This window comes from Pseudomonas aphyarum, assembly GCF_028657055.1.
Lineage (GTDB): Bacteria > Pseudomonadota > Gammaproteobacteria > Pseudomonadales > Pseudomonadaceae > Aquipseudomonas > Aquipseudomonas aphyarum.
Genome location: NZ_JAMDGS010000024.1, coordinates 1 through 12600, shown reverse-complemented (window position 1 = coordinate 12600; position 12600 = coordinate 1). Strand labels below are relative to the sequence as shown.

The window sequence follows — 12600 nt, the reverse complement described above, 5'->3', positions numbered from 1 at the left end:
GATAAAGTCTGTTCATCCCCCATAGACAAAGGAGTGATTCAACATGCCCAGCCTGGTTCGCGAAATTCCTGCCGCCCCTTCGGCCATTGCCCTGATGCATTTCAGCAACCGTCTGACCTTCGAAACCGATTGTTCCGACGTCTTCAGCAGCCAGGAAGCCGGCGAAGTCGACTTTGTGCTGGTGGACGTGCGCGGGCCGCTGGCCTTCGAGCGCGGCCATGTGCCGGGGGCGATCAATATTCCGGGGCGTTTGCTGACGGCGGAAGGGTTGGTGGACTACCCGAAAAACACACTTTTCGTGGTTTATTGCGCCGGTCCCCACTGCAATGGCGCCAACAAGTCCGCGGTGAAGCTGGCGGCGTTGGGTTACCCGGTCAAGGAGATGATCGGCGGGGTGACCGGGTGGCTGGATGAAGGCTTCCAGTTGAGTGTTGCGACACCGCGCGTCGCCACCGCGCCGATCGCCTGCGATTGCTGATAGCTGGAGGGTTGCCGCTTCGGCGGCACCTTTTGTCGGCTTTGTCCTACAACCCTTGCACCGCTCTGGCGCACACTTTTCCCACGTGATGGCACTCGCCGATTTTCTGTAAGTATTTGTCGCTTAAACACAATTTGCCCCGTGCGCGCCGCCATAGACTGCCGGCCACTTCGGTTTCTTTGCGCTACACAGCCCAAGGCCGAACCTGACAATCGAAAGCTGCCAATAAAAGCCTCCGCACACGGGAGTAATAAATGAAAAAGCTGGTTATGTTCGGTGCCCTGGCACTGTCGATGTTGTCCCTGACCGCCGTGGCCGAAGACGCCAAACCGATCCGTATCGGTATCGAAGCCGGTTACCCGCCATTCTCGATGAAAACCCCTGACGGCAAACTGGCCGGTTTCGACGTGGACATCGGCGACGCGCTGTGTGAGCAGATGAAAGTCAAATGCACCTGGGTCGAGCAAGAATTCGACGGCCTGATCCCGGCGCTGAAAGTGAAGAAGATCGACGCGATCCTGTCCTCGATGACCATCACTGACGATCGCAAGAAAAACGTCGATTTCACCATCAAGTACTACCACACCCCGGCGCGCTTCGTGATGAAGGCAGGCTCCGGCGTGAAAGACCCGCTGGTCGAACTCAAAGGCAAGAAAGTCGGCGTGCTGCGTGCCAGTACCCACGACCGCTACGCCACCGAAGTGCTGGTGCCGGCCGGGATCGAACTGGTGCGTTACGGCTCGCAGCAGGAAGCCAACCTGGACATGGTGTCCGGTCGTATCGACGCGATGCTGGCCGACTCGGTCAACCTGAGCGACGGCTTCCTGAAAACCGACGCCGGCAAAGGCTTCGAATTCGTCGGCCCGACCTACGAAGACGCCAAGTACTTCGGCGGCGGCGCCGGTATCGCAGTGCGTAAAGGCGATACCGAGCTGGCGGAGAAATTCAACACCGCCATCAACGAAATCCGCGCCAACGGCAAGTACAAGCAAGTGCAGGACAAGTACTTCGACTTTGACGTGTACGGCCATTAATACGCCGTAAAAAAAGTGGCCCCGTTCATTCGGTGGCCACTTTTTTTTCGCCCGTGATTTATCCTGTCAGCACATTTTCAATGTGGTCACTGCGTTGGCAGCGACCACAGAATTTCCGGAGTTCCCCATGCAACGCATCGATCATCTTCTGCCCTGGAGCCACCTGGGCAGCGAACGTTCCCTGAGCGTGTTCCGTTACGGCGCCGGCCCGCGCAAGGTCTACATCCAGGCCAGCCTGCACGCCGATGAACTGCCGGGCATGCGCACCGCGTGGGAACTGAAAAAGCGCCTGGCCGAACTGGAAAGCAACGGTCAGTTGCAAGGCGTGATCGAACTGGTGCCGGTGGCCAACCCGATCGGCCTCGATCAGCACCTGCAAGGCAGCCACATGGGGCGTTTCGAGCTGGGCAGCGGCAAGAACTTCAACCGCTCCTTCGTCGAACTCAGTGCGCCGGTGGCCGAGCGCATCGGGAGTCAGTTGGGTGGTGATGCCCAAGCCAACATTGCGTTGATCCGCCAGACCATGAGCCAGGTCCTCGACGAACTGCCAGCCCCGGTCTCTCAACTGGAAGCGCTGCACCGCCTGTTGCTGCGCCACGCCTGCGAGGCCGACATCACCCTCGATCTGCATTGCGACTTCGACGCCGCGATTCACATCTACGCACTGCCGCAACACTGGCCGCAGTGGCAATCCCTCGCCGCACGCCTGAAGGCTGGCGTGGCGCTGCTGTGTGAAGATTCCGGCGGCAGTTCGTTCGATGAATCCTGCTCTTCGCCGTGGTTGCGCCTGGCCCGGGACTTCCCGAACGCAGCGATTCCACCAGCCAACCTCGCCACCACTCTGGAACTGGGCAGCATGGGCGACACCCGCGTCGATCAGGCCCAGGCCAATTGCGAGGCGATCCTGGGCTTCCTGGCCGAACAGGGCTTCATCAGCGGCGATTGGCCGAAAGCGCCGGACGAATGCTGCGAAGGCATGCCGTTCGAAGGCACCGAATACCTGTTCGCCCCGCACCATGGCGTGGTGAGTTTCCTGCGCGATGCCGGTGAATGGGTCGAGCGCGGCGATGCGCTGTTCGAAGTGGTCGATCCGTTGAGTGATCGCGTGACCACCGTGCGCGCCGGCACCAGTGGCGTGTTGTTCGCCATCGATCGCGGACGCTACACCCAGCCGGGCATCTGGCAGGCGAAAGTGGCGGGGCGCGAGCCGATTCGAGTTGGAAAGCTGATCAACGACTGACACCCCATCCTCCGGATCACAGTGTTAGGCTCTGCCCCGAACCCTGCACTGTGTGAAGGAAGGCTTATGTTGAAGGTGTTTGCGCTGTTGACGCTGCTCGCGTCCACTGCCGTTCAGGCTCAGACCTCGTTGCAAAATGATTTGTCGCTCAACTACCTGGCCCAGGTGCACCCGGACGCCGAACCGCGTCCGCTGGTGATTTTCCTGCATGGCTATGGCAGCAACGAAGCAGACTTGATCGGTATGAAATTTCAGCTGCCCAAGCAGTACAACTACCTGTCGGTGCAGGCACCGATGGCGTTGGGAGAAGGGCGTTTCCAGTGGTTTCGCAAGAAAGGCGAAGGGGCCTACAACGGCGAGACCGATGATCTGAAGGCCAGCAACCAGAAACTGCGGGCCTTTATCGCCGCTGCGGCGCAGAAATATCACGCGCAACCGGACAAGGTGTACCTGATCGGCTTCAGCCAGGGCGCGATGATGACCTATGAGGTCGGACTGCGGCAGCCGGCGGCGGTGGGTGGTATTGCAGCGTTGAGCGGGCGGGTGTTGCCGGTGCTCAAGAGCGAGCTGAAGTCAGAGCAACAGCATCCGCCGCTGGAAATCTTCATCGGCCACGGCACGGCGGATGACCGGGTGCCTTACAGCGGTGGCACCGAGGCCGATGCGTTGTTGCAGAAGCTGTCGTACAAACCGCAATTTCATGCCTATCCCGGCGTCGGCCACAGCATCAGCGCGGCCGAGCTTCGGGACTTGAACGACTGGTTGCAGCAACTCAATCCCTGAGCATCACTTTTCCTTGAGGATGGTCTTCACCAATGCCTCGTGACCGCTCTTGTCGCTGGCTCGGGAAATCACCTGGACCAGCGCCATGCGCGTGCCGGAACCGGCCAGCAACGTGGTGTTGAGAGTCTGGCCGCCGCCCTGGGTGGCGGTGCTGTCGACCTGGCGCAGGCCCAGGCCGTTGCCTTTCTGGGTCAGGCTTTTTTCGCTGAGCTTGTTGAAGTCCGGCAGGGCCTTGCGCTGGGCGTCGATGAAATCGGAGACGGTGCCGTCGAGGAACGCACTGTCGTTGTCCTTGACGTTGTTGCCTTCGGGAATCTGGTTTTCGGCGACGATGACCACAGTCTTGGTGGCGTCGTTGCTGTACATGGTGCCCTTGGCACCGGTCGGGCCGGCCGGCAGCGGGTCGCCGACGAAGCCTTTGGGCAGGGCAAAACTGAATTTGCCGTCGAGCATCGAGACTTTCTCGGTGACAGCCTTTTCTTTGGCCTTGGCTGCCTGAGCATTGATGGCGCCGAAACCGGCCACCGCCGCCAGCAACAGGACGACGGCTTTCTTGCTAAGCAATGACATTCGAATCTCCGAGGGATGGTCGCGCTTGGGCGGCGATCATCCCATGGAGCGTGCATGGCACTCCAGCGCGGTTTGTCCGGTCGGGTTCAGTTCGGCGACGGTGCCGGCGCGGGTTTGGCCAGCAACTGCCGGGTGACGCCCAGCATCGCCACCGAAACGGCCACGGCCACCACGAAGCCGCCGAAACCGAGGTTTGGGACTGTCAGCGCCAACACCAGGCAGAACGCCGAAAACGAATACATCCCCGTCGCTGTCGCCCGCAACAACGCGGCAGTAAACGCCGGGCCACGGGTCTGTTGGGAAAACACCGCCATCACGCTGCCCAGAACAGGGAACACCGCGAGCAATCCACTCCAGCGCTCGCCGACGGTGCTGGCCAGCATGGTCACCACCAGCGTCAACGCCGCCCCGGCGATCATCCGCCACACCAGTTTGTCCGACTTCGGCGCCGAGCCGCTGACCACCGGTTGCACCTTGGGAAACAGATACGGCGCGGCAAGAAGGGCAGTTGCAGCGGCGGCAATCGAGAAAGGCAGCGAGGCCGGAATCAGCGACAGAATCAACGCCAGCACGGCCCAGACCGATAAGGAAACCACCAATGCCAACGGCCAGTTCGCCCGCTGCGCCACCTGCGCATAAGTGACGCAAAACGCGATCATCGCAAACATGGCCGACAGCGCCGCGACCGCCGATTGCGCGGCAAACGCCGGGCCTTGTTCGATGGCGAGGAAAAACAGAATCGGCCCGACCACCACCGGCAATCCCGACAGCCACCCGGCGACGCTGGGGCCCCAGCGCTTGCCTGCGAGGGAAATCAGCAGCAGGAAACCGGGAATCAGCAGCAGTTTGAGGATCAGCACGCAGGTGTCTCCGTGGGGGCAATGAGGGCCACGTTAGCATTGTCGTTAGCGGATTGCTGCATATGCATGCAAAACATGTATACAAAATGATGAGTGCAATAGCGGACTATGCTCTGAGTATCAGGGTTTACCGGAGTCGATGCCGCGATGAGCAGTACACCGAAGGTGTTGCGTGGATGCTGCGGGATCGGCTTGTGGGCCTTGTTGCTGACACCCACCTGGGCCAGTTGGCAGGACGCAGTGCCCGGCGCACAGATCATCGGCACCGGCGATTTCAGCGTATTCGGTTTCGACGTCTACAACGCCCGGTTGTGGAGCGCGGCGCGACCACTGGCCGAGGGTCAGCCCTTTGCGCTGGAGTTGATCTACCGCCGTAATGTCTCCCGCGATGATCTGGTGAAGGCCAGCGTCGATGAGATCAAACGCTTGGCCGGTTCCTCGATCAGTCCAGGGCAACTTGCCATGTGGCAGGCACAGATGCAGCAATCGTTCGTCGACGTCCAGGCCGGCACGCGGATCACCGGGGTGTATCTGCCGGGGCAGGGCGCGCGGTTCTTTGTCGGCCAACAGTTGCAGCATGAAATCGATGATCCGCAGTTTGCCCGGGCGTTTTTCGACATCTGGCTCGACCCGCGCACGCGCAGTCCCGAGCTGCGCCAGCAATTGCTCGGCAACGCCAAACCCTGAGCGCAGCACATCTGCGCTTGGGCACGTCGACTGAAACGTCTAAGCTGCGTCTTTCGACTTGTTTCTGGATGTGTGCGTGAAATTCAGCTTGCCCAAAATCGCCACGGCGCCGTTCTGCCCGCCGGAAGTGGCCGGCAGTGTCCCGGTCGATCCCAACGCCTCGTTCTTCAAACGCGTGTTGCGTTTTGCCGGCCCCGGTTTGCTGGTGTCGATCGGCTACATGGATCCGGGCAACTGGGCCACAGCGATCGAGGCCGGTTCGCGCTTCGGCTACAGCCTGTTGTTCGTGGTGTTGCTGGCGAGTCTGGCAGGCATGGTTGTGCAATGCCTGTGCTCGCGGCTGGGCATCGCTACCGGGCGCGATCTGGCGCAGCTGTCCCGCGAACGCTACAGCACCCCGACCGCAAGGTTGCAATGGGTGCTGGCGGAAATCTCGATCATTGCGACAGACCTGGCAGAAGTGCTCGGCTGTGCGCTGGCGTTTCACTTGCTGCTGGGGTGTTCCCTGACATTCGGCATTGCCCTGACCGCATTCGATACATTGTTGGTGCTGGCCCTGCAAAACCGTGGTTTCCGCCGGCTGGAAGCGATCATGCTGGTGCTGGTGGGCACCATCGGCGCGTGTTTCTTTGTTGAATTGCTGTTGATCAAACCGTACTGGCCGGACGTCGCCCAAGGCTTCAAACCGTCGCTGTCGGCGATCAGCGATGCTGCGCCGTTGTATCTGGCTATCGGCATCCTCGGCGCCACCGTCATGCCGCACAACCTGTACCTGCACACGTCGATCGTGCAGACACGGCTGATCGGCAAGGATCTGGCCAGCAAGCAGGACGCGGTAAAACTGGCGCGCATCGACACCATCGGTTCGCTGGCGCTGGCGTTGCTGGTCAACGCGGCGATCCTGATTCTTGCGGCGGCAGCCTTTCATCAGTCCGGGCACACCGACGTGGTCGACATCCAGGATGCCTATCACTTGCTCGACCCACTGGTGGGCGGCGCGCTGGCCAGCGTGCTGTTCGGCGTGGCGTTGCTGGCGTCGGGACAGAGTTCGACCTTCACCGGTACCATCGCTGGCCAGGTGATCATGGAAGGCTATCTGAACCTGCGAATCCCTTGCTGGCAGCGGCGCCTGATCACCCGTGGGCTGGCGCTGATTCCGGCATTCATCGGCGTGTGGCTGATGGGCGACGGCGCGGTGGGCAAGTTGCTGGTGCTGAGCCAGGTAGTACTGAGCCTGCAACTGCCGTTTGCGCTGTATCCGCTGATTCGCATGACCAACGACAAACAGCTGATGGGGCCGTTTGTGAATCGCTGGCCGACCAAGGTTCTCGCGTGGGGATTGTTTGTGGTGATCAGCGGGGCGAATGCCTGGCTGATTCTGCAGCTGGCGGCCTAACGGCCAAACGCCTCGACCACAAAATCAATGAACACCCGGGTCTTGGCCGGCAGCAAAGTGCGGCTCGGGTAGTACAGCGAAATCGCCCCGGCATCGCACTGCCAGTCGGGCAGCAGCCGCACCAGTTCACCGCGTTCGATCTGCGCGCTGACATCGGGCAGCACCAGCATCGTCACGCCCAGACCCAACAGCGCAGCGGTGCGCATGGCCATCGGGTCGTTGAGCACGATGTTCGGGTTGAGCAGGGCGCTGGCCTGTTCGCCGGCGTCGTTGTGCATCTGCCATTGGCGCAGGCGCCCGGTGCGCAGGCCGCGCATGACGATGCCGTGGTGATCGGCGAGATCGGACGGATGTTGCGGCAGGGCACGTCCGGCCAGATACGTGGGTGATGCCACCGCCAGCACTTCGGCGGACGACAATGGCCGGGCGACCACGCCGGGCGTCAGTTCGAACCCGCCGCCAATCGCCACGTCATACCCCTCGGCGATCAAATCCACCTGACGATTCTCGAAATGCCATTCCGGACGAATCAGTGGATAGCGCGCCAGAAACGCCGGCAGCAGCGGCAGCATGTGATCGATGCCGAACGTCGGCGGCAGGCTGATCTTGAGCACGCCCGCCGGCTCGCCGCGCTCGGTCGCCACCGTCGCAATCGCTGCCTGCAAGGCGTCGAGGTTGCCACCGATACTCGCCAAAAAACCTTCACCGGCCTCGGTCAGCGACAGCTTGCGGGTCGAGCGCTGAAACAGCCGCACGCCGAGGTTGCGTTCAAGAATCGCCACGTTGCGGCTGACCGCCGCCGGGGTCAGCGCCAGCAAGCGAGCGGCGGCCGAGAAGCTGCCGGTCTCGGCGCTGCGGACGAAGGATTCAAGATTGGCGAGGGTTTCCATGAGTTCGACCTGATAGCGATGCTTGAAGATCATTCAAGGCATTACCGGCTAATCAAGCGGGAATGGCAAGCGCAAGATTCGTTTCGAGTCTTACCCCACTTTGAGGAAAACACCATGAGCACTATCGGAATCATCGGCGCTGGCGCCATCGGTTCAGCGTTTGCCAAAGCCTTGTCGCGTCAGGGCATCCCGTTGGTCATCGCCAACAGTCGCGGGCCGGACACCCTGGCCGAACTGGTCGCAGAACTCGGCCCAACCGCCCGCGCCGTTAGCCGTGAAGAAGCGGCGGCCCAGGACATCGTGCTGGTCGCGGTGAACTGGTCGAAACTGCCGACGGCACTGGCCGGGTTGCTGGACTTCGGTGGACGGATCGTCATCGATGCCAACAACTCGATTGAAGCGCCATCGTTCAAACCGGTGGATTTGCAGGGGCGGCCGTCCAGCGAAGTGTTCGCCGAATGGGTGCCGGGTGCACGGGTGGTCAAGGCGTTCAACCATTTGCTGGCGCGCTTGCTGGAAGCGGATCCGGCGTCGGAGGGTGGCAAGCGCGTGTTGTTCCTGTCCGGGGATGATGCGCAGGCCAAGGCTGAAGTCGGCGCGCTGATCGATCAACTTGGCTTCTTCGGTATCGATCTGGGCGAGTTGAGCGTGGGTGCGCGACTGGTGCAGTTCCCGGGCGGGCCGTTGCCGGTGCTGAATCTGGTGAAGTTCGCCTGACCTTCAGGCAAAAAAATACCCGGTGCGACGTGAGCCGTACCGGGTTTGTTGCCAACGGGCAATGGATGTCGTGGATCCGCCGCCCGCTGTTGAACCTCTTTTGCGCTTAAGCGCGCTCCAGCGCCAGGGCCACGCCTTGACCGCCGCCGATGCACAGGGTCGCCAGACCCTTTTTCGCATCACGCTTGATCATTTCGTGCAGCAGGGTCACCAGCACACGGCAGCCCGATGCACCGATCGGGTGACCGAGGGCGATGGCGCCGCCGTTGACGTTGACCTTGTCCAGATCCCATTGCAGATCCTTGGCCACCGCCAGCGATTGCGCGGCGAAGGCTTCGTTGGCTTCGATCAGATCCAACTGGCCGATGCTCCAGCCAGCCTTGTCCAGGCAGCGGCGAGTGGCCGACACCGGACCGATGCCCATGATCGCCGGGTCAACGCCCGCGTTGGCGTAGGCGGCGATTTTCGCCAGGACCGGCAGGCCCAGGGCCTTGGCTTTTTCGGCGCTCATCAGGATCACGGCTGCGGCGCCGTCGTTCAGCGACGAAGCGTTGCCGGCGGTGACGCTGCCGTCCTTCTTGAAGGCCGGACGCAGTTTGGCCAGAGATTCGGCGGTGGTGTCGCCGCGTGGCTGCTCGTCAACCTTGAACGCCACCGGATCGCCTTTGCGCTGCGGGATCAGGATCGGGGTGATTTCATCGACAAAGCGACCGGCCTCGATGGCAGCGGCGGCTTTCTGTTGCGACGCGGCAGCAAAGGCGTCCTGCTGCTCGCGGCTGATCTCGTATTTCTCGACCAGGTTCTCGGCGGTGATGCCCATGTGGTAATCGTTAAACGCATCCCACAGGCCATCGCTGATCATGGTGTCGACGATTTGTGCGTGACCCATGCGCAGACCGGTACGTGCGCCCGGCATCACATAGTTGGCCAGGCTCATGTTTTCCTGGCCGCCGGCAATGATCACGTCCGCGTCGCCGCAACGGATCGCCTGGGCGCCGAGGTGCAGGGCCTTGAGGCCCGAACCGCAAACCTTGTTCAGGGTCATGGCCGGTACGGCGTGGGGCAGGCCGGCCTTGATCGCCGATTGGCGCGCCGGGTTCTGGCCGGCGCCGGCGGTCAGCACCTGGCCCATGATCACTTCATCGACCTGAGCACCGTCCAGACCGGTCTGCTCAAGCAACTGGCGGATGACCGCTGCGCCCAGATCCACGGCGGAGACGGTGGCCAGCGATCCCTGGAAACTGCCGATCGCGGTACGCGTGGCGGCAACAATGACGACGTCTTGCATTTTCGAATTCCTCACTCGGCAGCGAACTGCATTTCCGGTACGTGATCCGGGACGATCAGTTTACCAGCGGTTTTGGCGACGATTTCCTCGACGCTGACGCCAGGTGCGCGTTCCTTGAGGACAAAAGCGCCATTTTCGATTTCCAGGTAGGCGAGGTCGGTCAGGACGCGCTTGATGCAACCGGCGCCGGTCAGCGGCAGGCTGCATTGGCTCAGCAACTTGGACTCACCGTCCTTGGACGCGTGGGTCATGATGACGATGATGTTGTCGGCACCGGCTACGAGATCCATCGCGCCGCCCATGCCCTTGACCAGTTTGCCTGGGATCATCCACGAGGCGATGTTGCCTTGCACGTCCACTTCGAAGGCGCCGAGCACGGTCAGGTCGACGTGGCCGCCGCGGATCATCGCGAAGGATTCGGCGGAGCTGAAGATCGATGCGCCAATACGCGCGGTTACGGTCTGTTTGCCAGCGTTGATCATGTCGGCATCGATGGTGTCTTCAGTCGGGAAAGGGCCCATGCCGAGCAGGCCGTTTTCCGATTGCAGCATGACTTCCATGCCTTCGGGGATGTAGTTGGCGACCAGGGTCGGGATGCCGATGCCGAGGTTCACGTAGTAGCCGTCCTGCATTTCGCGGGCGACGCGTTGAGCCATTTGTTCGCGGGTAAGTGCCATGTTCTTGTTCTCCGTCAGCCTGGATTATTTGCGGATGGTGCGTTGTTCGATGCGTTTTTCGAACGTGCCGCAAATGACCCGGTCGACGTAGATGCCGGGCGTGTGGATGTGTGCCGGATCCAGCTCGCCGGGTTCGACGATTTCTTCGACTTCGACCACGGTGATCTTGCCGGCGGTGGCGGCCAGCGGGTTGAAGTTCTGGGCGGTGTGGCGGTAGATGACGTTGCCGAAGTGGTCGGCTTTCCAGCCTTTGACGATGGCGAAGTCGCCGGTGATGGACTCTTCCATCAGGTACTTGCGACCGTGGAATTCACGCACTTCCTTGCCTTCGGCAACCGGAGTGCCGACGCCGGTCGCAGTGAAGAAGGCCGGGATGCCGGCACCGCCTGCGCGCATTTTTTCGGCGAGGGTGCCTTGCGGGGTCAGGACGACTTCGATGTCGCCTTTGAGCAGTTGCTCTTCGAACAGTTTGTTTTCGCCGACGTAGGAGGCGACCACCTTGCTGATCTGGCGGTCGGTCAGCAGCACGCCGAGGCCGAAGCCATCAACGCCGCAGTTGTTGGAGACGACGGTGAGGTCGCGGGTGCCCTTGCGCTTGATCTCGGCGATCAGGTTTTCCGGAATGCCGCACAGGCCGAAGCCGCCGGCGATCACGGTCATGCCGTCTTCAAGACCTGCCATGGCTTCCTCGTAGGAATACACGCGCTTGTCGAAACCTGCCATATGCACCTCTTTTATTGTTTGTCGGGCGGCTGGCTAGCCGAATGACTGGAGTGTCTCGCTGAAGGATATATTTGTTAAGTTGATTTTTAAGGTTGATTGATTGATAAAGCTCATTAAATGTCCGCCATGGCTGGCGGGCGGATATTCAGCTTAGCCCTTCAAGTGACACGACCATGACCATCAAGCAGATCCGCGCCTTTCTCGCCGTGGCCCAAAGCCTGAGCTTTGCCGTGGCCTGCGAGCGCCTGCACCTGTCGCAATCGGCGTTGAGCCTGACCATCAAGGCGCTGGAAGAAGGCCTGGGCGGGCGCCTGTTCAGCCGCAACACGCGCAACGTGGCGCTGACCCCTGAGGGCGAATCGCTACTGCCGCTGGCCCGACGCCTGATCGCCGACTGGGACAACGCCGAGGACGAAATGCGCCAGCGCTTCAGTCTGCAACGCGGGCGAGTGACGCTGGCGGCGATGCCGTCGTTTGCCGGCAACCTGCTGCCGCCGATCCTCAAGACCTTCCGCGCGCGTTATCCGAACGTCAACGTCACGGTCAACGACGTGATCAATGAGCAAGTGCTGGAAATGGTCCGCGATCGCCAGGTGGAACTTGGCGTGGCGTTCGAGCCGATGCAGAGCACTTCGCTGACCTTCACGCCTCTTTATAAGGATCGCTTCGTTGCGGTGGTACCGCAGGATTCGTCGCTGGCCGACCGTAGCGACATTGATTGGCAGACTTTGCTGCAGGAACCGTTCATTACCCTGCAACGACCGTCCACGGTTCGGGTGATGCTGGAGGAACACTTGCAGGCCCGAGGGATGAAACTGCCAGTGGAGTTTGAAAGCCATCAACTGGCGACGGTCGGCCGGATGGTGGCGAGCGGGCTGGGCGTCAGTGCGGTGCCGGCGTTGTGTGCCGGGCAGATGCGCGAGTTGGGCGCGCATTGCCTGACCTTGCACGAGCCGGTAGTGGAGCGGGCGATTGGCGTGCTGACGGATCCGGGGAATGAACTGTCGGCGGCGGCGCAGGCGCTTTTTGACATTCTCAAGGCTGAGGATTTGCTACATCTTTGAAATCCATCCCCTCACCCCAGCCCTCTCCCGGAGGGAGAGGGAGCCGACCGAGTCGTGCTGCTTGGTACATCGACCTGCACCACCGAGTCGATTATGGATTCAGGCCTTACAACTCTTGAGATCAACTCGATATTTCAGGTCGATGTACCTCTAAAGTACAACACGGTCAGTTCCCTCTCCCTCTGGGAGAGGG

14 protein-coding genes are annotated in these 12600 nt (G+C 61.4%); 8 read left to right on the top strand and 6 right to left on the bottom strand.

Annotated features, from left to right (window positions below):
• Positions 1 to 43: 43 nt before the first annotated feature.
• The 4 genes from M5G18_RS28805 to M5G18_RS28790 all read left to right on the top strand — a co-directional run bounded on the left by M5G18_RS28805 (position 44) and on the right by M5G18_RS28790 (position 3535).
• The gene (locus M5G18_RS28805) at positions 44 to 478 is read left to right on the top strand and encodes a rhodanese-like domain-containing protein (protein WP_273897146.1); all 435 of its coding nucleotides are present in this window, start codon (positions 44 to 46) and stop codon (positions 476 to 478) included.
• Between the two features lie 254 nt (positions 479 to 732).
• Positions 733 to 1512, top strand: coding sequence for an ABC transporter substrate-binding protein (locus tag M5G18_RS28800; RefSeq protein WP_007956251.1), 780 nt, complete (start codon positions 733 to 735; stop codon positions 1510 to 1512).
• Between the two features lie 127 nt (positions 1513 to 1639).
• A complete protein-coding gene (locus M5G18_RS28795) occupies positions 1640 to 2752 on the top strand; it encodes a succinylglutamate desuccinylase/aspartoacylase family protein (RefSeq protein WP_273897147.1) in 1113 nt (370 codons plus the stop codon).
• A gap of 66 nt (positions 2753 to 2818) precedes the next feature.
• Positions 2819 to 3535, top strand: a complete 717-nt coding sequence (locus M5G18_RS28790; protein ID WP_273897148.1) for an alpha/beta hydrolase — start codon at positions 2819 to 2821, stop codon at positions 3533 to 3535.
• Between the two features lie 3 nt (positions 3536 to 3538).
• On the opposite strand, the gene M5G18_RS28785 is transcribed toward M5G18_RS28790, so the two are convergent.
• Complete coding sequence (locus tag M5G18_RS28785; protein WP_273897149.1) at positions 3539 to 4105, bottom strand: DcrB/PsbP domain-containing protein; 567 nt, start codon at positions 4103 to 4105, stop codon at positions 3539 to 3541.
• Positions 4106 to 4191: 86 nt separating this feature from the next.
• Positions 4192 to 4965, bottom strand: coding sequence for a hypothetical protein (locus M5G18_RS28780; protein WP_273897150.1), 774 nt, complete (start codon positions 4963 to 4965; stop codon positions 4192 to 4194).
• Positions 4966 to 5112: 147 nt separating this feature from the next.
• Here M5G18_RS28780 and M5G18_RS28775 point away from each other — a divergent pair, with 147 nt between their 5' ends.
• Together M5G18_RS28775 and M5G18_RS28770 are read left to right on the top strand one after the other, a co-directional pair.
• Entirely contained in the window at positions 5113 to 5652 is a 540-nt protein-coding gene (locus M5G18_RS28775) for a chalcone isomerase family protein (protein ID WP_273897151.1), read from the top strand.
• A gap of 127 nt (positions 5653 to 5779) precedes the next feature.
• Positions 5780 to 7048, top strand: a complete 1269-nt coding sequence (locus M5G18_RS28770) for an Nramp family divalent metal transporter (RefSeq protein ID WP_420793305.1) — start codon at positions 5780 to 5782, stop codon at positions 7046 to 7048.
• On the opposite strand, the gene M5G18_RS28765 is transcribed toward M5G18_RS28770, so the two are convergent.
• Positions 7045 to 7938, bottom strand: a complete 894-nt coding sequence (locus M5G18_RS28765; protein ID WP_273897263.1) for a LysR family transcriptional regulator — start codon at positions 7936 to 7938, stop codon at positions 7045 to 7047. The two genes, M5G18_RS28770 and M5G18_RS28765, sit on opposite strands and share 4 nt — an antisense overlap.
• A gap of 18 nt (positions 7939 to 7956) precedes the next feature.
• On the opposite strand from M5G18_RS28765, the gene M5G18_RS28760 reads away from it, so the two are divergent.
• Positions 7957 to 8655, top strand: coding sequence for an NADPH-dependent F420 reductase (locus M5G18_RS28760; RefSeq protein ID WP_273897153.1), 699 nt, complete (start codon positions 7957 to 7959; stop codon positions 8653 to 8655).
• A gap of 106 nt (positions 8656 to 8761) precedes the next feature.
• On the opposite strand, the gene M5G18_RS28755 is transcribed toward M5G18_RS28760, so the two are convergent.
• From M5G18_RS28755 to M5G18_RS28745, 3 genes are read right to left on the bottom strand one after another with little or no spacing between them, the layout of a single operon-like run.
• On the bottom strand, positions 8762 to 9943 hold the full coding sequence (locus tag M5G18_RS28755) for an acetyl-CoA C-acetyltransferase (RefSeq protein WP_007956270.1): 1182 nt from the start codon (positions 9941 to 9943) through the stop codon (positions 8762 to 8764).
• An 11-nt stretch (positions 9944 to 9954) separates the two neighbouring features.
• The gene (locus M5G18_RS28750; protein WP_007956272.1) at positions 9955 to 10620 is read right to left on the bottom strand and encodes a CoA transferase subunit B; all 666 of its coding nucleotides are present in this window, start codon (positions 10618 to 10620) and stop codon (positions 9955 to 9957) included.
• A 24-nt stretch (positions 10621 to 10644) separates the two neighbouring features.
• Complete coding sequence (locus M5G18_RS28745; RefSeq protein WP_007956274.1) at positions 10645 to 11343, bottom strand: CoA transferase subunit A; 699 nt, start codon at positions 11341 to 11343, stop codon at positions 10645 to 10647.
• A 173-nt stretch (positions 11344 to 11516) separates the two neighbouring features.
• Between M5G18_RS28745 and M5G18_RS28740 the strand changes: the two genes are divergently transcribed.
• Positions 11517 to 12407, top strand: coding sequence for a LysR family transcriptional regulator (locus M5G18_RS28740; RefSeq protein WP_273897154.1), 891 nt, complete (start codon positions 11517 to 11519; stop codon positions 12405 to 12407).
• Positions 12408 to 12600: the final 193 nt, after the last annotated feature.

Bases quoted from the DNA above. Each gene is read 5' to 3' on its own strand.
- M5G18_RS28740 (WP_273897154.1), top strand. From the start codon at position 11,517: ATGACCATCAAGCAGATCCGCGCCTTTCTCGCCGTGGCCCAAAGCCTG.
- M5G18_RS28800 (WP_007956251.1), top strand. From the start codon at position 733: ATGAAAAAGCTGGTTATGTTCGGTGCCCTGGCACTGTCGATGTTGTCC.
- M5G18_RS28745 (WP_007956274.1), bottom strand. From the start codon at position 11,343: ATGGCAGGTTTCGACAAGCGCGTGTATTCCTACGAGGAAGCCATGGCA.
- M5G18_RS28760 (WP_273897153.1), top strand. From the start codon at position 7,957: ATGCTTGAAGATCATTCAAGGCATTACCGGCTAATCAAGCGGGAATGG.
- M5G18_RS28775 (WP_273897151.1), top strand. From the start codon at position 5,113: ATGAGCAGTACACCGAAGGTGTTGCGTGGATGCTGCGGGATCGGCTTG.
- M5G18_RS28765 (WP_273897263.1), bottom strand. From the start codon at position 7,938: ATGGAAACCCTCGCCAATCTTGAATCCTTCGTCCGCAGCGCCGAGACC.
- M5G18_RS28785 (WP_273897149.1), bottom strand. From the start codon at position 4,105: ATGTCATTGCTTAGCAAGAAAGCCGTCGTCCTGTTGCTGGCGGCGGTG.
- M5G18_RS28795 (WP_273897147.1), top strand. From the start codon at position 1,640: ATGCAACGCATCGATCATCTTCTGCCCTGGAGCCACCTGGGCAGCGAA.
- M5G18_RS28750 (WP_007956272.1), bottom strand. From the start codon at position 10,620: ATGGCACTTACCCGCGAACAAATGGCTCAACGCGTCGCCCGCGAAATG.
- M5G18_RS28755 (WP_007956270.1), bottom strand. From the start codon at position 9,943: ATGCAAGACGTCGTCATTGTTGCCGCCACGCGTACCGCGATCGGCAGT.
- M5G18_RS28790 (WP_273897148.1), top strand. From the start codon at position 2,819: ATGTTGAAGGTGTTTGCGCTGTTGACGCTGCTCGCGTCCACTGCCGTT.
- M5G18_RS28805 (WP_273897146.1), top strand. From the start codon at position 44: ATGCCCAGCCTGGTTCGCGAAATTCCTGCCGCCCCTTCGGCCATTGCC.